The following is a 17,351-nucleotide window of genomic DNA, read 5'->3' on the forward strand; positions in this document are numbered from 1 at the left end:
GGAGATCCGCGGCCTCGTTCTCCTGCGCGTGCCGGCCACCCTGGACCCGGCGCTGAGCGACCCGGTCACCTGCACCGTGCGGATCGGCGGGCCGAACGGTGACGTCCTGCGGCCGGCCGACGTACCGGTTGCCGGGTCGGACGGTGCCGGAGACTTCGCGCTGGACATCCGGCTGACCGAGGCGATGAACGGCACGGGTACGACGTGGCACGAGCTCGTGGACGCCATGACCCACCAGTCCGAATGGCGGTTGTCAGTCTCGGTGCGGGATCCGGCCATCGGCGCGGTACGCGCCCGGCACGGCATCGTCACGGGGGCGGGCATGCAGGAGAGCGAGGTGAACCGGGCATGGGACGAACGGCCGTGAGCCGGAGCAGGAGACGAGCCGTCATGGCCGCTGCCGGAACGGTGACAGCGGGAGCGGCGCTCGCCGCGTGGTCGCTGCTGGCCGGAAGCGGCGCCGCGCCGTCCGCCCCGGCCCCTGTCTCCCACATCGACGCCGCCACCCGGGCCTGCCTGCTCACCACGGCGGACACGGACACGACGGGCACCTGGGCGGCGCTCGGCCAGGTGGCCCGCGCGAGCAGCGGGCGCCTGATCGTGCAGAGTTATCGGATACCGACCGGGGTCAAGCCCGCGGCCTACGTCAACTCCCTGCTAGTGATGGGCTGTTCCACCGTCGTCACCACGGACGACGCGGCCCGTTCGGCGGTCGCCGCCCGCCTCACCGAACGGCCGCTCCCGAAGGCGCGGTTCGTGGTGGTCGGCGACCGCCCGCTGACCGGCACCACCCACCTGAGTCCGGACGCGGTGAGCGTCCGGGCCCTGTCCGAGGTGGTGACCGGAGCGGCGGGCCGGTGACCGACGGATCCGCTCAGGACGGCAACGGGACGCACAGCGCGGCGGCAGGCCCCTGTGCGCTGCCCACCCGGGTGGTGAAGGCGACGCCCGCCATGTACTCGCCGGCGGCGCACTGGCCCTTGTAGGCGCCGTACGCGAAGTCGTCGCCCGCCCCGTCGGCGGGCCGGTTGTCGGACCGGTCGAACCACACCGTCCGGCCCCCGGCGCCCGACGCGACGCGTGCCGGGGCGCACAGCACCGCCGACACCCGCTCCCCGCGACGGCTGTAGCCGATGACGAACTGGCCCGCCGGGCACTGCAGTTTGGTGTACCCGGACGCCCAGTCGCCGCCCGCCGGGACGTACCGCTCGTCCGTGACCACCGTCCGGGCGTTGCCCGCGGCGCGCAGATCGCCGGCCGTCGCGTCGGTGCACAGTCCGCGTCCACCGGAGTGCGCGAGACCGATCAGTCGCAGCCCGTCCGGGCAGACCGCCTTGTACGCGCCCGAGTCCCAGTCGCCGCCCGACCGCACCCGCAGGGACTCGACCTGGTCGCCGTGGTCCGTGGAGAGCATGCGCCAGGTCGTCCCGGGCTCGACATACCCGCTGAGGATGGGAGACGTGTTGAGGTGGTCCCAGGCGGTGGCCCGCCAGTCGCCTCCGTCGAGGATGCCGGACCGGTGCCCGGTGGTGTCGTAGCGCAGCAGCGCCCAGTCGTCGTGGCCCTCCCAGCCGACCAGCGGCCAGTAGGCGAAGTCGGTGTCGTGGTCGGCGAAGTAGTCGGTGATGTTGCCGAACCAGGTGCGGGCCGCGGTGCCCGTCTCGTTCGCGCCGATGCCGAACTCGCTGACCCACACGGGCGTGGTGTAGTGCTTGCCCTCGGCGGTGACGAAGAACGTCTCGTCGGCGAGGGCCTGGTACAGGTCGTCGCGGGACAGGTCCTGGTAGCGGGGGTCACTGGTCTCGCCGATGCCGGTGGCGCCGCTGTGCCTGGGGCCGGTGTAGCCGTAGAAGTGGGCCGAGTAGACCAGCTTGTGGGCGTCGACGAGGGTGTTCGAGAGGGTGCGGACGGGGGTGAGCACGGGGCGGCCGTGGGGGAGGCCGTCGACCGGCAGGCCGGTCCAGTTGATGCCCTCGATGACGATGAGGAGGTTCGGGTTCGCCTCGGTGAGGATGCGGTCGGCGGTGAGCTGGGCCGCCGCGTACCAGTCGTGGTCGTCGCCCAGGCCCCAGTTGGGGTCGTCGAGCACGTCCCGGCGCACCTCGTTGTAGAGATCGGCGCCGACGACACGGGAGTTCGCGGCGTAGCGGCGGGCCATGAAGACCCAGTCGTCGGCCCACTGCTGCGTCGACTGGCCGCTGTTCCAGCGCTCGTTGCCGTCGACTCCGCAGCACCAGCGGGAGGTGTTGGTGTGGTTGTTGAGGATGACGGCGAAGCCGGCGCCGGTGAGGGCGGTCACGACGGCGTCGTAGACCTCCAGCGGTGTCCTGCCGCGCAGCTGCGGATTGGCGGTGACCGCGGAGTCCGGCACCGGAGCCGTCGTATGGATCATCTCGTTCGAGAACGGCAGCCGGATGCTGTTGATGCCCAGGGCCTGGAAGTCCGACAGGAGCTGGGCGAGAGGTGCGCGGTCCAGGCCGAGGGGGATGCCGTGGGAGTCCTGGCCCGCGTGGTGGTTCGCGGGATCGGTGCTGCTGCCGCTGCCCGTCCAGGAGCCCTGTGCGCCGTCCCAGTTGGCGGCCTTGAGGCGGAATCGGTTGCCGGCGGCGTCGACGATGTAGCGGCCGCGGGTGGACAGCGGGGGCTGCCAGGTTCCCGTGGCCGACGCGGCCGGTGCCGGCGTGGCGGACTGCGCGGTCCGCTGACCGGCGGTGGCCGGGGCGGTGCCGAACAGGGTGAGTACCAGGAACATTGCTGTCAGGTACGTGACAATCCGGAACGATCGTGCGATCGGCATCGGCAGTCCTCTGAGTGGATGTCCCGTGGGGGCGAGGCACCCTACCAGGGCACGGGTCAGCGCAGAAGCGGCTCCTGCGAGGCGCAGGCCGCGGCCGTCCACCCGTCGAGGGCGCGTTCGGGGCGCAGCAGCCGCCTGAGGGCGGCGGCCGAGGCGCGGTGCCAGTCGCGGCTGCGGCGGAGCATCGCGTGATCGCCGCCCTTGAGCAGCACCATCCCGGCCTCCGCGCCGGCGGTACGGGCCTGCCGTACGTACGCCGCCGAGTCGGCTGGGCCGGTGGTCCGGTCACGGTCCCCGTGCAGGACGAGGATCCGCGTCCCGGTGAGATCGTCCACGGGATCGCCGGGCGGGCACCAGGGAGCCAGCGTGAGCACACCGCACACCGAGGGATCGGCCGCCGCGCGCAGCGCCGCCCGGCCGCCCATCGAGTGGCCGATGAGTACCACCGACGCGTCGCCGGTCAGGCCGCGCAGCTCGTCGAGGGCGCGCAGGGTGTCCTGGAGCGGGTCGGCGGCGTCGTTCCAGCCCTGGTAGCGGTAGCGCACCTGGCCGACCAGCACGTCCCGGGGCGAGGAGGCCGAGGCGGCGGCGCTGAGGAAGGGGCGCATGCGCAGCGCCGCCGGATGCCAGGAGCGCGCCGGACGGCGTCCGTTCTCCTGCCCGCCGTGCAGGACGAGCACCGCCGCCCGGGTCCGGTCCCGCGGCCTGCGACGCACCACCAGGGCGCTCCCGCCCGCCTCGACGACCCGTCCGTCGGCCACCGCGTCCCCCCTGCCCTCTCCGGCCTGCAGCGTGCACCCGCCATCAAACACTCTCGGAGCGATCCCCTGCCACCGAGGGGCATGTGCGGCGCGTGCCTTCCCCGTGAACATCGGTTAGGCTCCACGGCGCACAGGGGACGCACAGCGGGGGTGGGGGACATGACCGAAGGCTTCGCCGAGCCCGAAAAGGACGGCAGACCGGGGCTCCAGGCGGTGGCGGCGGTGGCCTTGTTCGCGGTCGTCCTGGGCGCGCTGTGGGCGCAGAAGGCGTTCGTCCACCAGAAGGACACGGCCGGCGAACCGGCGGCCTGCTCGAAGCCGCACGACCACCTGCCGGCCCGCTATGTCTCCGGCGCCAAGTTGTGCGCCGCGCTCAACCGCCCGGACCTGCCCGCCCTGCTCGGGACCTCGCGCGAGCACGTCGAGACCGCCGACGGCAGCGGGGAGTGGCTGACACTGGCCGGCGGCAGGAAGATCGCCGAGCCCGAGGCCACGGTCACCCTGGACACGTACTCCGTGAAACTGACGGCGTCGTACGACGACATGACCGTCTCCGAGGCGGGCGGCCTGCTGGGCGAGGCCCGCGGGACGACCGTCCTCGGCCACCCCGCCGTTCTCTACTCCAGCCCGACCATCTCCATCGGCTTCAGCCTCGGCGGTGGCAAGGCGACCACGGGCCCCGGCGGCACCGCACGCTGCGTCCTGGTCTCCAGACACGGCGAGGACGACGGCACGGGCACGTTCGAAGTCGCGATCTGGCGGCAGGACGACGTACCGCCGGACGACATGGCCCTGGTGCGGGTGGCGGAGCAGGTACTGCCGACCGTCCCGGGCTGGAACAAGGGCTGACGCCCCGGCAGGGACCCGGTGTAGCGCCGGACCGACCGGGTCTCCGGGCGGTCCGAGGCGGGGCACTTCGCCGGCGTTGTGTCAGTTCCTCACGGGGCGACCGTCGTCGTGGAGGCGAGGCTGTCCGCGGAAGGCAGCGCCGGCAGCGCGGGCACGGCGCCGAGGAGACCGGTGACCGCGTCGAGGAGGGGGTCCAGCAGCCCGGTGACGGCACTCACCACCCCGCCGAGGTCGAGCGAGGTCAGCGAGCTGAGCAGTTTGTCGACGGCGGACTCGATGGCGTTCAGCAGGTCCGTGACGGGGTCGGCCGCCCGAGGCGCGGCCCGGTGCGCGCGGCCGGCGGAGCCCGCGTCCAGGTGCCGCAGCCGCTCCTGGAGTTCGTTGCTCCACACCCGCAGCGCCTTGGCGTAGGCGGCTGCCCGTGCCGGGTCGATCCGGGTGCCCTGCGCCGTGGTGAGGCCAGGCAGTGCGTCCAGGAGGGGTGCGAGGACGCGGTCGTGCCGCGTCGTGCCCGTCGCGGCGAACCGGTCGAGGAGTGCGGCGAGGTCGGCGCCGGGCCGCAGAGCCGTCCGCGCGACACCGGGTCCCGTCGCTTCTCGGCCGGCGTCGGCGGCGGCAGCGGAGGCGGCCGCCGGGCCGAGGACCAGGGCGGCACAGACTACAGGGGAGACGAGGAGGCCGCGGGAGACTAGGGCGCGCATGGGATTCCTTTCGAGAACTGCTGTCTTGCGCCCACCGTGGGAAGCGGGGAGAGGCCCCGCAACCGGTCACGGGCCACGCACAGCGCCGACCGGGTCACGGCAATGGCCCTGACCTGTGGTTTGCCCCGCCGCCTGGCTCCGTCCGAGTGTCGGGCGGATGTTCGCCCGTCAGAGTGCGCCCGGCCGCCGGTGCGGGCCGCCCATGCGAAGAGCCCCGCCCCTGACGGATCAGGAGCGGGGCTCTTCGAGTGGAGCGCCGGGCAGGCCTCGCACCCGCATCTCCCCGCAGGAAGCGGGGCGTCTTTCCTTGGACCACCAACGCAACGCGCGCCACCCGGAGTTGGGCGCCTCGCTCAAGATCGGGTCTACCCCGGCCGGGACGCCGGCCACGAACCGGCCCGGGTGCTCGGCAGGAGCTCTTGCATCTTCTATGGTGTACACCATAAGTTACCGCATCGTAGGGAAGCGGTGGGTCCTCCAAGGCCCCAAGGAAGGAAGCGGTGGTCGCGTGAGCCCGCGCAGAAGCGACAGCCGGGAACGCATGCTCCGCGGTGCGTCGGAGCTGCTGCGCGAGTACGGCGCCGGCGCCACCAGCATCGACCGTGTCCTCGCCCGCACCGGCGCCCCCCGCGGCTCCGTCTACCACCACTTTCCCGGCGGCCGCGCTCAGCTGATCGAGGAGGCGGTGACCCGCTCCGGCGACCTCATGGCGAGGCGGATCGACGCCGCCATGGAGGCCGAGGACCCCCTGGAAGCGGTCGACTCCTTCTTCGCGCTGTGGCGGCAGCGGCTGGCGGAGAGCGACTACCGCGTCGGCTGCCCGGTCGTGGCCGTGGCCGCGGAGACCAACGACGAGGCGCCCCAGCTCGCCCGCTCGGCCGCCGCCGTCTTCGCGCGCTGGCAGAAGACGCTGGCCGCGCACTTCTGCCGGCACGGTGTCCCGCAGGCACGCAGCGCCCGGCTGGCGGCCTTCGTCATCGCCGCCCTCGAAGGCGCCGTGATCCTGTGCCGTGCCGAACAGACCACCGCACCGCTGGACGCGGCCGCCACCGAACTGCGCGAACTGCTGAGCCACGCCTTCCACGGCCGGTGAAGACCAGTGTCACCCACCGCGGCCCGCTGCCCGAAGGCGGACCGGCCCGCACCACCACCAGCACACCGAGGAGCCACCCGTGTCCACCACCGACCTCGCCGCCCTGTCCGGCCTCGAACTGATGCGCTGGATACAGACCGCGCCGCCCGCCGACTCCGCGACCCCTTCCATCGGCCGGCTGCTGGGCATGCGATTCGACGAGGTGGAGCACGGCCGCATGGTCATCTCGCTCGACACCCGCCCCGACTTCGCCAACCCCCTGGGCATCGTCCATGGCGGCATCGCGGCCACCCTCCTCGACTCCGCGATGGGCTGCGCCGTACACACCACCCTGCCCGCCGGCGTCGGCTACACCACCCTCGAACTCAAGGTCAACTACATCCGCGCCGCCCACACCGCGGGCCAGACCCTCACGGCCGAGGGCAACGTCATCCACGTCGGCCGCTCCACCGCCACGGCCGAGGGCAAGGTGCTGGACGAGCGCGGGAAACTGATCGCCCACGCCACCACCACCTGCCTTGTCATGCATCCGGCCGGCGGCTGAAGGCCGACCGGACGCACCCGGCCACGCACGCACCCGGCCACGCACGCACCCGGCCACGCACGCACCCGGCCACGCACGCACCCGGCCACGCACGTACCCGGCCACGCACGTACCCGGCCACGGACGCTCGTGGCCGGGCGGTTACTCCGGGACGCGGGCCAGGTCGTGCAGCCAGGCCTTCGCTGAACTGTCCGACGGGGCACGCCAGTCACCGCGCGGGGAGAGCGAGCCGCCCGCCGAGACCTTCGGGCCGTTCGGCATCGCCGAGCGCTTGAACTGGGCGAAGGCGAAGAACCGGCGGCAGAAGTACTCCAGCCAGTGCCGGATCTCCGCCAGGTCGTACGCCTTGCGCTCGGCCTCGGGGAAGCCGGGCGGCCAGGCGCCCGCGTCCCGGTCGTGCCAGGCGTGCCACGCCAGGAAGGCGATCTTCGACGGCCTGAACCCGTGCCGCAGCACCTGGTAGAGGGTGAAGTCGTGCAGCGCGTACGGGCCGATCTTGGACTCGGTGGACTGCAGTTCCTCGCCCGGCACCAGCTCCGGGCTGATCTCCGTGTCGAGGATCGCGGCAAGGGTCCGGCCGGTCTCCGGGTCGAACTGCTCGCTGCTGATGACCCAGCGGATCAGGTGCTGGATCAGCGTCTTCGGCACCCCGGAGTTGACGTTGTAGTGGCTCATCTGGTCGCCGACGCCGTACGTCGACCAGCCCAGCGCCAGCTCCGACAGGTCGCCGGTGCCGAGGACGATGCCACCGCGCTGGTTGGCCAGCCGGAACAGGTAGTCGGTGCGCAGACCGGCCTGGACGTTCTCGAAGGTGACGTCGTAGACCGGCTCGCCGGCGGCGAAGGGATGGCCCATCTCCTGGAGCATCAGCCGCGCGGTCGGCGTGATGTCCAGCTCGGCCGCGGTCACGCCGAGCGAGTTCATCAGGCGGTGCGCGTTGCCCTTGGTGTGCTCGCCGGTGGCGAAGCCCGGCAGGGTGAAGGCCAGGATGTCGCTGCGCGGGCGGCCCGCGCGGTCCATGGCCCGGGCGGCGACGATCAGCGCGTGCGTGGAGTCGAGGCCGCCGGACACCCCGATGACCACCTTCGGGCCGCCGATCGCGGCCAGTCGCTGCTGGAGCGCGGCGACCTGGATGTTGTACGCCTCGTAGCAGTCCTGGGCGAGCCGCTGCGGGTCGGCCGGGACGAAGGGAAAGCGCTCGACGCGGCGGCGCAGTCCGAGGTCCGCCGTCGGCGGGTCGAGCCGGAAGGGAACGGTCCGGAAGCCGCCGGTGCGGGCCGCGTGGGTACGGCGGTTGTCGTCGAAGGAGCCCATCCGGGCCCGCTCCTGCCGCAGCAGGTCCAGGTCCACGTCGGCCACCGCGTACTGGTCGCCCAGGGGGAACCGGTCCGTCTCCGCCAGCAGTGCGCCGTTCTCGTAGATCATGGTCTGGCCGTCCCAGGACAGGTCCGTCGACGACTCGCCGAGCCCGGCCGCCGCGTAGACGTAGGCGGAGAGACAGCGCTGCGACGCGGAGCGGCACAGCAGCTTCCGGTCGTCCGCCCGGCCGACCGTGATGGGGCTGCCCGAGAGGTTGACCAGTACGGTCGCGCCCGCCAGCGCGGCCTCCGCGCTGGGCGGCACCGGCACCCACATGTCCTCGCAGATCTCGGCGTGCAGCACGAGTCCGGGGACGTCCTCCGCCTCGAACAGCAGGTCCACCCCGAACGGCACGCTCTCGCCGCCGATCCGGATGGTGCCGCCCCGCTCGTCGTCGCCCCCGGCGATCTGGCGGCGTTCGTAGAACTCCCGGTAGTTCGGCGGGTACGACTTGGGCACGACCCCGAGGATCCGGCCGCGGTGCACGATGACCGCGCAGTTGTAGACCCGGTTGCGGTGCCGCAGCGGCGCGCCGACGACGAGGACCGGCAGCAGCCCGGCCGAGCCGGCCGCGACCGCGGCGACGGCCTCCTCCACCCGGTCGAGCACCGCGTCCTGGAGCAGCAGGTCCTCGATCGAGTAACCGGTCAGGCCGAGCTCCGGGAAGACCGCCACCGCGACGCCCTCCTCGGAGCGGCGGCGGGCCTGCCGCAGGACCGCCTCGGCGTTGGCGAGCGGGTCGGCGATGACGGTGTGGCCCGTGCACGAGGCGATGCGCGCGAAGCCGTGCTCATAGATCGACCAGAAGTTCAACGGGGTTCCTCGGGAGAGACGGACATGGTGCGGATGCCGGACAGAGAGCGTCGCCGTACACGGGTACCCTCTTCTGCGGCGATCTGGCGAACCTCCTGCCCCGAGCAGCATAGATCGCCCGATGATCTCGGCTGACCAGGGATTGCGGGCAGGCCGTGCGACGGCCGGCCGCCGCACGGCCGGGTCACAGGGGCGTGGTCTCCAGCAGGGCCGCGGCCATCCGGCGGGCCGGAGCCTCGGTCTCGGCCGCGACGCGGTGGAAGGTGGTCTCCGCCTCGTGGGCCGGCCAGCCGGCCGGCAGGTGCCGGACGGGCAGCCGCGGATCGGTGCGGATGATGTCCAGCCACTCGCTGACCAGCCGCAGCCGGGTGACGACGGCGTCGTCGCCGGGACCGGCACGCCAGGCCTCCCAGCGGGTGCGGAAGTCCTCGTACCGGGCAGCGATCGACTCAAGGTCCCAGGTGTCGCGGATCATGAGGTCGATGTCCGTCGCCTGGTCGGCCAGCGCGTGGAAGATCTTCACGTGCGCGGAGAGTCCGAGTTCGGCGACGACGGCGGAGACGTCCACCCGGCCGGGCGCGATCCACAGGCCGCTGTAGAGCGGCCCGAAACCCGACCAGCCGAGCTGGGAGCGCAGATCGTGCCGCTGGCGCTGCCAGGACTCCGGCAGCGAGAAGCCGAGCAGGGTCCAGGAGCCGTCCCAGTCGTCGTTGACGGCACCGTTCTCCCAGATGCGGCGCCGGCCGTCGTGCAGGATCTGGGCGGCGAGGGGCGTCAGGCCGAAGTACATCCTGCGGCCCTGGCGTTGGCGTTGCAGCAGGTTCCGGTTGACCATGCGGGTGAGCGTGGAGCGCACGGCCTGTTCGCCCACGCCCGCCCGGCCCAGGACCGTGATGATGCTGCCCGAGTAGACGGCCAGCGGACCCTGCTCCAGTACGTGGTTGCCGAAGAAGGCGAGCAGGAGCGACTGCGGCCGGGGTTGCGGGGCGTCCAGGGGTTCCAGGGCGATCTCGGCGTTCACGTGCGCAAGATTACGGCCATGCGGCGGACGTAAAGGAGACGGGGCGTCCACCGGGCGCTGACGCGACGGCCTGGAACACCCGTCCCGGCCGTGCCGAGGCGCGGCCGGGACGGGGCGGTGAACCCGGATCGCTACGCGGCGGTGCCGCCCGCGTAGTCGCTGTTGAACGTGGTCTCGACGGTCGTGGCCACCGACTGCGCCACCCCGGTGCCCGTGAGGATGATGCCCAACTCACGGTTGCTGGAGAGGGAGTTGCTGCTGATGTTCATGGAGCCGGCCTCCACCTCCTGGGTGGACAGGCCGTAGTCGGCGACCATGGCCTTGGCGTGGATGTAGAAGCCGGCGGGGTCGGAGTAACCGACGACCGTGCCGCCGGCGGCCTTGATGGCGGAGACCTCGCTGGAGTAGTCGCCCGGTGTCTCCAGGACGACCCGCACCTTCACGCCCGCCTCGGCTCTGGCGACGATGGCGTTGACCACCGTGCTGTCGCTGAACTCCAGTTCCTCGACGTCGAGCGTCTTGGTGGCGGCGTTGATCACGGTCAGCAGGCGGCTGCGCGAGTCGGTGGGGGACCAGAGCAGGTGGTCGCCGTCGGTGGGGGTGATCGAGGTGCCGGCGTAGTCGGCGTTGAAGACCTTCTCGATCGCCGCGACGTCCCGGGTGTCGTCGGTGAAGACGCCGTAGTCCCGGCCGGTCGAGTAGTACTGGGACGTCAGATTGCCCGTCAGGACCAGCGACTTGGTGCCGTCGACCGTGATGGTCTTCTGGTGGGTGTAGACGAAGCTGGACGGCGACCACGCCACGCCCACACCCGCGTTGGTGAGGGCGGTGTAGGCGGAGTTGTTGGCGCTCTTGTGTGCCTGGTCGAGGACGACCCGCACGGTGACGCCCTTGTTCTTCAGGGCGATGAGGTCGTTGACGGCCGTGGTGTCCTCCAGCTCGTACATCGTCATGTCGAGGGAGGTGGTGGCCGAGTTGACGAAGTCGTAGATCGTGGGCTCGCTGCTGCTCAGCGAGAAGGCGAACGCGGAGTAGCTCGCGGCGTTCGCGGGGACCGCGGTGGCGACCACGGCCGTGCCGGCCGCCAGGGCGACACCCGCGCGAACGAGAAGCTTCGACAGCATGTGCGTGACTCCTAGTCGAGTAGACGCTCACGTGGGGGGTGGGTGAGCGTGGGCATGACACCACGCGCGTAGACTGCCGAGGAAGGGAAGGCGGGTGAACTCGCCGTTACCTGTGGGGCGAGCAGGCGGACATAACGGACTCGCCCCAGGTGGGGGCCGGTTCATGGGCATCCCGCGAGAACGCAAAATCTTCGTAGCCGAACGCCTGGGAGCAGGCGGGCGGGCGGGGCCGGTCAGGAATGGAGAAGCACGGATCTTCCTCCCCGGCTAGCGTGGCGGCGATCGACGCAGACGCCGCGCAGCAGACGGAGACGGGTTCGAGCATGGCCAGAGAGACCGGGACGACGACGCCCACACCGCACGTGGCCGACAGCCACGGCCTGATCCGCGTGCACGGCGCGCGGGAGAACAACCTCAGGGACGTCAGTATCGAGATCCCGAAGCGCCGGCTGACGGTCTTCACCGGAGTCTCCGGCTCGGGCAAGAGCTCGCTGGTGTTCGACACCATCGCCGCCGAGTCGCAGCGGCTGATCAACGAGACCTACCCCGCCTTCGTCCAGGGCTTCATGCCCAACCTGGCCCGCCCCGAGGTCGACGTCCTCGAAGGACTGACCACCGCGATCATCGTCGACCAGCAGCGGATGGGCGGCGACCCGCGCTCCACCGTCGGCACCGCCACCGACGCCAACGCCCTGTTGCGCATCCTCTTCAGCCGCCTCGGCAAGCCGCACATCGGCTCGCCCAAGGCGTTCTCCTTCAACATCGCCTCGATCAGCGGGGCGGGTGCCGTCACCGTCGAACGCGCCGGGCAGAAGGTGAAGGAGCGCCGCAGCTTCAGCATCACCGGCGGGATGTGCCCGCGCTGCGAGGGCCGCGGCGCCGTCACCGACCTCGACCTCGCCCAGCTCTACGACGAGACCCTGTCCCTCAACGAGGGTGCGATCACCGTCCCCGGCTACAAGGGCGGCGGCTGGAACTCCCGCCTCTACATCGAGTCCGGCTTCTTCGACCCGGACAAGCCGATCAGCAAGTTCACCAAGAAGGAGCTGCAGGACTTCCTGCACCGGGAGCCGACCCGGATGAAGATCGCCGGCATCAACATGACCTACGAGGGTCTGATCCCGCGCATCCAGAAGTCGATGCTCTCCAAGGACAAGGAGTCGATGCAGCCGCACATCCGCGAGTTCGTGGAACGGGCGGTCACCTTCGCCACCTGCCCCGACTGCGACGGCACCCGGCTGAGCGAGGGCGCCCGCTCCTCGAAGATCGACGGGATCAGCATCGCCGACGCCTGTGCGATGCAGATCAGCGACCTAGCCGCCTGGGTCGGGGGACTCGGCGAGCCGTCGGTGGCTCCCCTCCTCGGGGCGCTCCGGCACACCCTGGAGTCCTTCGTGGAGATCGGCCTCGGCTACCTCTCGCTCGACCGGCCGGCCGGCACCCTGTCCGGCGGCGAGGCCCAGCGCACCAAGATGATCCGCCACCTCGGCTCCTCGCTCACCGACGTCACCTACGTCTTCGACGAGCCCACCACCGGCCTGCACCCGCACGACATCCAGCGCATGAACGCCCTGCTGCTGCGGCTGCGCGACAAGGGCAATACCGTGCTCGTCGTGGAGCACAAGCCGGAGGTGATCGCCATCGCCGACCACGTCGTCGACCTCGGCCCCAGCGCCGGGGCCGGCGGCGGCACGGTCTGCTTCGAGGGCACCGTCGAGGGCCTGCGGACCGGCGGCACCATCACCGGCCGCCACTTCGACGACCGGGCCGCCCTCAAGGACACCGTCCGCAAGCCCAGCGGCACCCTGGAGATCCGCGGCGCGTCCACCCACAACCTGCAGGGCGTCGACGTCGACATCCCGCTCGGCGTCCTCGCCGTGGTGACCGGTGTCGCCGGATCCGGCAAGAGCTCCCTGGTGCACGGTTCGATCCCGGCCGGCGCCGGGGTGATCTCCGTCGACCAGGGCGCCATCCGCGGCTCCCGGCGCAGCAACCCGGCGACGTACACCGGACTGCTCGACCCGATCCGCAAGGCCTTCGCCAAGCAGAACGGCGTCAAGCCCACCCTGTTCAGTCCCAACTCCGAGGGTGCCTGCCCCACCTGCAACGGCGCCGGCGTGATCTACACCGACCTGGCGATGATGGCGGGCGTCGCCACCACCTGTGAGGAGTGCGACGGGAAGCGGTTCGAGGCGTCGGTCCTCGACTACCACCTCGGCGGCCGCGACATCAGCGAGGTACTGGCGATGCCGGTCACCGAGGCCGAGGAGTTCTTCGCCGCGGGCGAGGCGCACACCCCGGCGGCCCACCGCATCCTCCAGCGGCTCAAGGACGTCGGCCTCGGCTACCTCACCATCGGGCAGCCGCTCACCACCCTGTCCGGCGGCGAGCGCCAGCGCCTCAAGCTGGCCACCCACATGGCCGACAAGGGCGGCGTCTACGTCCTCGACGAGCCGACCGCGGGTCTGCACCTCGCCGACGTCGAGCAGCTGCTCGGCCTGCTGGACCGGCTGGTCGACTCCGGCAAGTCGGTCATCGTCGTCGAGCACCACCAGGCGGTCATGGCCCACGCCGACTGGATCATCGACCTCGGCCCCGGCGCCGGCCACGACGGCGGCCGCCTCGTCTTCGAGGGCACCCCGGCCGACCTGGTGGCCGCCCGCTCGACCCTCACCGCCAAGCACCTCGCGGAGTACGTCGGCGCCTGAGCGAGTGCGGTGCGAGGCGGTGCGCGGGAACGCCTTCGCGGAGGTCCCTGCGCACCGCCGTCTGCCATGCCCGGCACTTGGTAGGTGACTGACAGGATCCAGAGCTTGAAACCTCAAATGCATCGGACGACACTGGCATCTGTTTGATCCTTCAAACACACCCTTCCTGGTTGCTCGCGCAGTCGTCCTCCCCTGGAGTTGTCGTGTCCGTTACCTCTGAGGCAGTCGCCGTCCGCCGTCGTCCGCTCGTCGTGGCGGGAGGTGTCCTGGCCGCGATCGTGGTGGCCTCGCTCGCCGACACGGTGATCTCGCTGATCGCCCTCGCCGCCGGCGCGCCGGACGACTTCCAGCCGCTGAAGGCCGGGTCGTACATCTTCCTGACGGCGGTCGGGACCGTGATCGGCGCCCTGGGCTGGATCATCGTGCGCAAGGTGTCGAAGGACCCCGAGGCGCTGACCCGCCGGCTGGTTCCCGCCGTCGTAGTGGTGTCGTTCGTCCCAGACTTCCTGCTCTTCGGTTCCGGCGGTGCGATCGGCGTCGGTGCGCTGCTGCTCATGCATGTCGCCGTCGCGGTGATCGCCGTGTTCGCCTACCGCAAGGTGATGCCGCTGTCGTAGGGCCGGCGCCGGGCGCGGCGCCCGCCGGGATTCCCGGCGCCGTCGCCACCCTGTCGGAACAGCACGTCTGCAGCGGTGACTCCGCCTGCGGGCGGGACCGGAGCCCGCCGTACCATCGAAGAGCGATCAGCGGTGCGGTCACCGGCGGAGTCGGCTCCGGCGGGGAACTGGAATCACGGACAGGCAAGGATGAGCGAACAGAGCAGTCCCAGCGCTTCGGCAGCTACGACGGTCGAGGCGTTCTCACTGGACGGTCCCACGGTGCGCCGCCGCCGGCGACGGGCGGTGGGGCAACTGGCCCTGTGCGTGTTCGTGCTCGTCCCTTGGACCGTCTACCTGGCCGTCTCGCTGCCCGATCGCTTCGAGGCTCGGTACTGGCCCATGGTGTGGGTGGGCTTCGACGTACTGCTGCTCGTGTCGCTGGCCGGTGCCGGGGTGGCCGTCTGGCGGGGGCGGCAGGCCCTGATTCCGATGTCTTTCGTGGCGGCCACGCTCCTGGTCTGCGACGCCTGGTTCGACGTGTCCTTGAGCTGGGGACGAGGCGATGTCTGGGGGAGCATGGCCTCGGCCGTGCTGGTGGAACTGCCGCTCGCCTTCCTGCTCATCATGCGCGCGCGTCGGGTGCTGAAGATCTCGGCTCGGCTGGCCTGGCAGCGACTCGGCCTGGAGGGTGAACCTCCACCGCTGCACAAGATGCCGCTGTTCGTCACCCTGGAATCCTCGACGAGCGGTATCCCATCCGACGTGAAGGGCGCCGAGGACGCCTGACGGACTCGGTAGAGCATCGAAGGAAAGTTTGAATAGTCAAACGCGGGTCGTTAAGGTACGCGCATGACCGCGACGCCACGCTGGCTGAATCCCGAGGAACGACGGGCGTGGCTGGCGTACGTCCAGTTCTCCACGCATCTGTCCGACCACCTGAACCGCCAGTTGCGGCGCGACGCGGGGATGACACACGCCGACTACACCCTGCTCGCCCACCTGTCCTCGGTCAGGGACCACAGCCTGACCATGTCCGAGCTGGCCGAACGCCTGAAGATCACCCGAAGTCGCCTCACCCACGCCGTGACCCGCCTCCAGGAGGCCGGTTACGTCGACCGCCGCGAGGACCCCGCGAGCCGCCGCAACCAGCTGGCCGTCCTGACCCCGGAAGGCCTGGGCCTCCTGGAGCGCGAGGCCCCGGGCCATGTCGCGGCGGTCCGCCGAGCCGTCTTCGACGCCCTCACCCCCGAGCAGGTGACCCAGTTCGCCGTGATCGGCGAGGCGATCAACGCCGCCCTCCAGCGGATGGACGCCGACGGTGACGAACAGGAAGCGCTGCCCTGGCGGCGGCGGTAGCAGACCGGCGCGCCCGCCGGACGGGCAGTGTCCGCGGCGGGCCCGGGAGCGATGACCCTGCCGGTCAGGCCTTGGTGCCGCCCTCCGGGGCGAGCAGGACCGCCGTGTTGGTGCGGTGCGCGACGGCGTCGCTGACCCGCGGGTCGAACAGGGCCTCGACAGCGCCGCGGTGGTGGGGGCTGAGCACGATCAGATCGGCGCCGAACTCCTCCGCCGTCTCCGAGATGACCTCCGCGACCTGCGTCGTGAGCCCACGGACAAGCGTCCCCTCGGCCTTGATCCCCTGGTCGCGCAGAACCGCCAGCGCGTCGTCCAGGACAGCCTTCGCCTCGGCGTCGTCCTCCAGCGCGACCACCGTGGCCACGGAGACGGCCGACGTGATGACGTGTACGACGCGGACCTCGGCGTTGGTCACCTGCGCCAGCTCACCGGCCAGACGCACGGCGGACCGGCGGGCGGGGCCGGGATCGACGGCTACCAGGATGCGCTGAAACACGGACACGGTTGTTCCCCTTCCGGGGGAGCGGAAGGGGAACTCGGTGATCAGGGACGCCGGATCACGGCGTGTCGGGTCGGCGCGTCCGGCGCCGAACGAGTTCTTCCACCCCACCCGGTGATCATCTCACCGCCCCCGGGACCGGCGAGCGGCGGGTCTGTGTAACACCCACTGAACTGCTGGAAACCGGACGGCATCGGCCTTGGGGCAGCCTTACCCCGTGACGTCCTTGAGGTGCGGTACGACCCGGGTCAACCGGACGACGCCCCACAGGATCAGAGCGGCCCCGGTCGCCTCGGGCAGCAGCCACCAGCCGGTACGGACCGACTCACCGAACAGGATGACGCCCAGGGTCAGACTCACCGCCGCGTCGCCGATCGTCAGCGCCGGCTGGGAGGCGACCAGCGGACCGGCCTGCAGCGCGTTCTCCAGGAACATCAGCGCCGCGATCCCGGTGAGCGCGCAGGCGTAGGTCTGCCAGGTGGTGAGGAAGGCGACCAGGCCCGCGTCGGCGAGGCGGCCGGTGGCCGACTTCATGAACGCGGCGGCCAGCGCGTTGCCGATCGCGGCCCCCGCGGCCAGGGCTGCCGCGCGGAACAACGGTGACGAGGAGGACCGTACGAGCAGCACGGTGACGGCGATGGCGCCCAGAGCGAAGGCGAGGACCGGGATCCAGCGCATCATCGAGGCCTGCTGCCGGCCGCCGTGCGGTGCGGCCGATGCCAGCAGCAGGGCGAGCCCGGCCACCACGCCCGCGATCGCCCACCAGCCCGCCGGGTTCGGCTGACGGTGCAGCAACGGCACGGCGATCAGCAGGGCGAACGGCAGCTCCAGCATGAACAGGGGCTGCACCAGCGCCATCGGGCCGTTGATCAGGGCGAGTGCCTGGAAGACCGCTGCTCCCGTGACTCCCGCGATCCCGATGGCCCAGGCGGGCCGCCGGGCCAGCGCGAGCAGCAGGCGCAGTCCGGTGCGGCCCGGCAGGGTGGACGCGGCCTTGCGCTGGAAGGCCGTACCCGCCGCATTGCTGACGGCACCCAGGGCGGCGAAGACCACGGCGAGCACCATCATGGTTCCAGCATGCCCCGAGCAGCCCGCCCGCTGCGCCGCGACGCCCGCAGCCAACGGGC

Annotated in this window: 17 protein-coding genes and 1 tRNA gene; 9 read left to right on the forward strand and 9 right to left on the reverse strand. The window is 71.5% G+C overall.

The annotated features are described in order from the left end of the window. Positions 1 to 28: 28 nt before the first annotated feature. Complete coding sequence (locus tag OHB00_RS48845) at positions 29 to 367, forward strand: hypothetical protein (protein WP_406445223.1); 339 nt, start codon at positions 29 to 31, stop codon at positions 365 to 367. A gap of 23 nt (positions 368 to 390) precedes the next feature. Beyond that, positions 391 to 861 carry a hypothetical protein gene (locus tag OHB00_RS48850; RefSeq protein ID WP_406445224.1) on the forward strand — a complete coding sequence of 157 codons (471 nt, stop codon included), beginning with the start codon at positions 391 to 393 and terminating at the stop codon, positions 859 to 861. A gap of 13 nt (positions 862 to 874) precedes the next feature. On the opposite strand, the gene OHB00_RS48855 is transcribed toward OHB00_RS48850, so the two are convergent. Together OHB00_RS48855 and OHB00_RS48860 are read right to left on the reverse strand one after the other, a co-directional pair. Continuing rightward, entirely contained in the window at positions 875 to 2,797 is a 1,923-nt protein-coding gene (locus OHB00_RS48855) for a glycoside hydrolase family 5 protein (RefSeq protein ID WP_406445226.1), read from the reverse strand. 56 nt (positions 2,798 to 2,853) lie between these two features. Then, a complete protein-coding gene (locus OHB00_RS48860) occupies positions 2,854 to 3,558 on the reverse strand; it encodes an alpha/beta fold hydrolase (protein ID WP_406445228.1) in 705 nt (234 codons plus the stop codon). A gap of 159 nt (positions 3,559 to 3,717) precedes the next feature. Between OHB00_RS48860 and OHB00_RS48865 the strand changes: the two genes are divergently transcribed. Beyond that, positions 3,718 to 4,407, forward strand: coding sequence for a DUF6215 domain-containing protein (locus tag OHB00_RS48865; protein ID WP_406445230.1), 690 nt, complete (start codon positions 3,718 to 3,720; stop codon positions 4,405 to 4,407). Between the two features lie 89 nt (positions 4,408 to 4,496). Here OHB00_RS48865 and OHB00_RS48870 read toward each other — a convergent pair whose 3' ends face one another. Next, on the reverse strand, positions 4,497 to 5,108 hold the full coding sequence (locus tag OHB00_RS48870; protein ID WP_406445232.1) for a hypothetical protein: 612 nt from the start codon (positions 5,106 to 5,108) through the stop codon (positions 4,497 to 4,499). A gap of 249 nt (positions 5,109 to 5,357) precedes the next feature. Further along, a tRNA-Gly gene (locus tag OHB00_RS48875) sits at positions 5,358 to 5,430 on the reverse strand. A gap of 186 nt (positions 5,431 to 5,616) precedes the next feature. Between OHB00_RS48875 and OHB00_RS48880 the strand changes: the two genes are divergently transcribed. Continuing rightward, a complete protein-coding gene (locus tag OHB00_RS48880; RefSeq protein WP_406445233.1) occupies positions 5,617 to 6,201 on the forward strand; it encodes a TetR/AcrR family transcriptional regulator in 585 nt (194 codons plus the stop codon). A gap of 79 nt (positions 6,202 to 6,280) precedes the next feature. Further along, positions 6,281 to 6,745 carry a PaaI family thioesterase gene (locus OHB00_RS48885; RefSeq protein WP_406445235.1) on the forward strand — a complete coding sequence of 155 codons (465 nt, stop codon included), beginning with the start codon at positions 6,281 to 6,283 and terminating at the stop codon, positions 6,743 to 6,745. A 141-nt stretch (positions 6,746 to 6,886) separates the two neighbouring features. Here the strand turns inward: OHB00_RS48885 and OHB00_RS48890 are convergent, their stop codons facing one another. The 3 genes from OHB00_RS48890 to OHB00_RS48900 all read right to left on the reverse strand — a co-directional run bounded on the left by OHB00_RS48890 (position 6,887) and on the right by OHB00_RS48900 (position 11,062). Beyond that, entirely contained in the window at positions 6,887 to 8,917 is a 2,031-nt protein-coding gene (locus OHB00_RS48890) for an NAD(+) synthase (RefSeq protein WP_406445237.1), read from the reverse strand. Between the two features lie 184 nt (positions 8,918 to 9,101). Beyond that, positions 9,102 to 9,938, reverse strand: coding sequence for a PaaX family transcriptional regulator C-terminal domain-containing protein (locus OHB00_RS48895; protein WP_406445239.1), 837 nt, complete (start codon positions 9,936 to 9,938; stop codon positions 9,102 to 9,104). Between the two features lie 131 nt (positions 9,939 to 10,069). Beyond that, a complete protein-coding gene (locus OHB00_RS48900; RefSeq protein WP_406445241.1) occupies positions 10,070 to 11,062 on the reverse strand; it encodes a phospholipase D-like domain-containing protein in 993 nt (330 codons plus the stop codon). Between the two features lie 323 nt (positions 11,063 to 11,385). Between OHB00_RS48900 and OHB00_RS48905 the strand changes: the two genes are divergently transcribed. The 4 genes from OHB00_RS48905 to OHB00_RS48920 all read left to right on the forward strand — a co-directional run bounded on the left by OHB00_RS48905 (position 11,386) and on the right by OHB00_RS48920 (position 15,725). Then, positions 11,386 to 13,770 (forward strand): ATP-binding cassette domain-containing protein, encoded by a 2,385-nt coding sequence (locus OHB00_RS48905; protein WP_406445243.1) that lies wholly within the window; start codon positions 11,386 to 11,388, stop codon positions 13,768 to 13,770. A gap of 203 nt (positions 13,771 to 13,973) precedes the next feature. Next, positions 13,974 to 14,387: a DUF6069 family protein gene (locus OHB00_RS48910; protein ID WP_406445245.1), complete on the forward strand. Its 414-nt coding sequence runs from the start codon at positions 13,974 to 13,976 to the stop codon at positions 14,385 to 14,387. A gap of 189 nt (positions 14,388 to 14,576) precedes the next feature. Beyond that, positions 14,577 to 15,155 (forward strand): hypothetical protein, encoded by a 579-nt coding sequence (locus OHB00_RS48915; RefSeq protein ID WP_406445247.1) that lies wholly within the window; start codon positions 14,577 to 14,579, stop codon positions 15,153 to 15,155. A gap of 63 nt (positions 15,156 to 15,218) precedes the next feature. Further along, on the forward strand, positions 15,219 to 15,725 hold the full coding sequence (locus OHB00_RS48920) for a MarR family winged helix-turn-helix transcriptional regulator (RefSeq protein ID WP_406445249.1): 507 nt from the start codon (positions 15,219 to 15,221) through the stop codon (positions 15,723 to 15,725). A 64-nt stretch (positions 15,726 to 15,789) separates the two neighbouring features. Here OHB00_RS48920 and OHB00_RS48925 read toward each other — a convergent pair whose 3' ends face one another. Both OHB00_RS48925 and OHB00_RS48930 read right to left on the reverse strand, forming a co-directional pair. Then, positions 15,790 to 16,227, reverse strand: a complete 438-nt coding sequence (locus OHB00_RS48925) for a universal stress protein (RefSeq protein ID WP_406445251.1) — start codon at positions 16,225 to 16,227, stop codon at positions 15,790 to 15,792. A gap of 207 nt (positions 16,228 to 16,434) precedes the next feature. Next, positions 16,435 to 17,292, reverse strand: a complete 858-nt coding sequence (locus OHB00_RS48930) for a DMT family transporter (RefSeq protein WP_406445252.1) — start codon at positions 17,290 to 17,292, stop codon at positions 16,435 to 16,437. Positions 17,293 to 17,351 lie beyond the last annotated feature (59 nt).

It is taken from the genome of Streptomyces sp. NBC_00631 (genome assembly GCF_045206895.1).
GTDB lineage: Bacteria > Actinomycetota > Actinomycetes > Streptomycetales > Streptomycetaceae > Streptomyces.

Coding starts and splice junctions, on each gene's coding strand:
- OHB00_RS48850 (WP_406445224.1), top strand. CDS start 391: ATGGCCGCTGCCGGAACGGTGACAGCGGGAGCGGCGCTCGCCGCGTGG.
- OHB00_RS48855 (WP_406445226.1), bottom strand. CDS start 2,797: ATGCCGATCGCACGATCGTTCCGGATTGTCACGTACCTGACAGCAATG.
- OHB00_RS48865 (WP_406445230.1), top strand. CDS start 3,718: ATGACCGAAGGCTTCGCCGAGCCCGAAAAGGACGGCAGACCGGGGCTC.
- OHB00_RS48870 (WP_406445232.1), bottom strand. CDS start 5,108: ATGCGCGCCCTAGTCTCCCGCGGCCTCCTCGTCTCCCCTGTAGTCTGT.
- OHB00_RS48900 (WP_406445241.1), bottom strand. CDS start 11,062: ATGCTGTCGAAGCTTCTCGTTCGCGCGGGTGTCGCCCTGGCGGCCGGC.
- OHB00_RS48905 (WP_406445243.1), top strand. CDS start 11,386: ATGGCCAGAGAGACCGGGACGACGACGCCCACACCGCACGTGGCCGAC.
- OHB00_RS48915 (WP_406445247.1), top strand. CDS start 14,577: ATGAGCGAACAGAGCAGTCCCAGCGCTTCGGCAGCTACGACGGTCGAG.
- OHB00_RS48920 (WP_406445249.1), top strand. CDS start 15,219: ATGACCGCGACGCCACGCTGGCTGAATCCCGAGGAACGACGGGCGTGG.
- OHB00_RS48930 (WP_406445252.1), bottom strand. CDS start 17,292: ATGATGGTGCTCGCCGTGGTCTTCGCCGCCCTGGGTGCCGTCAGCAAT.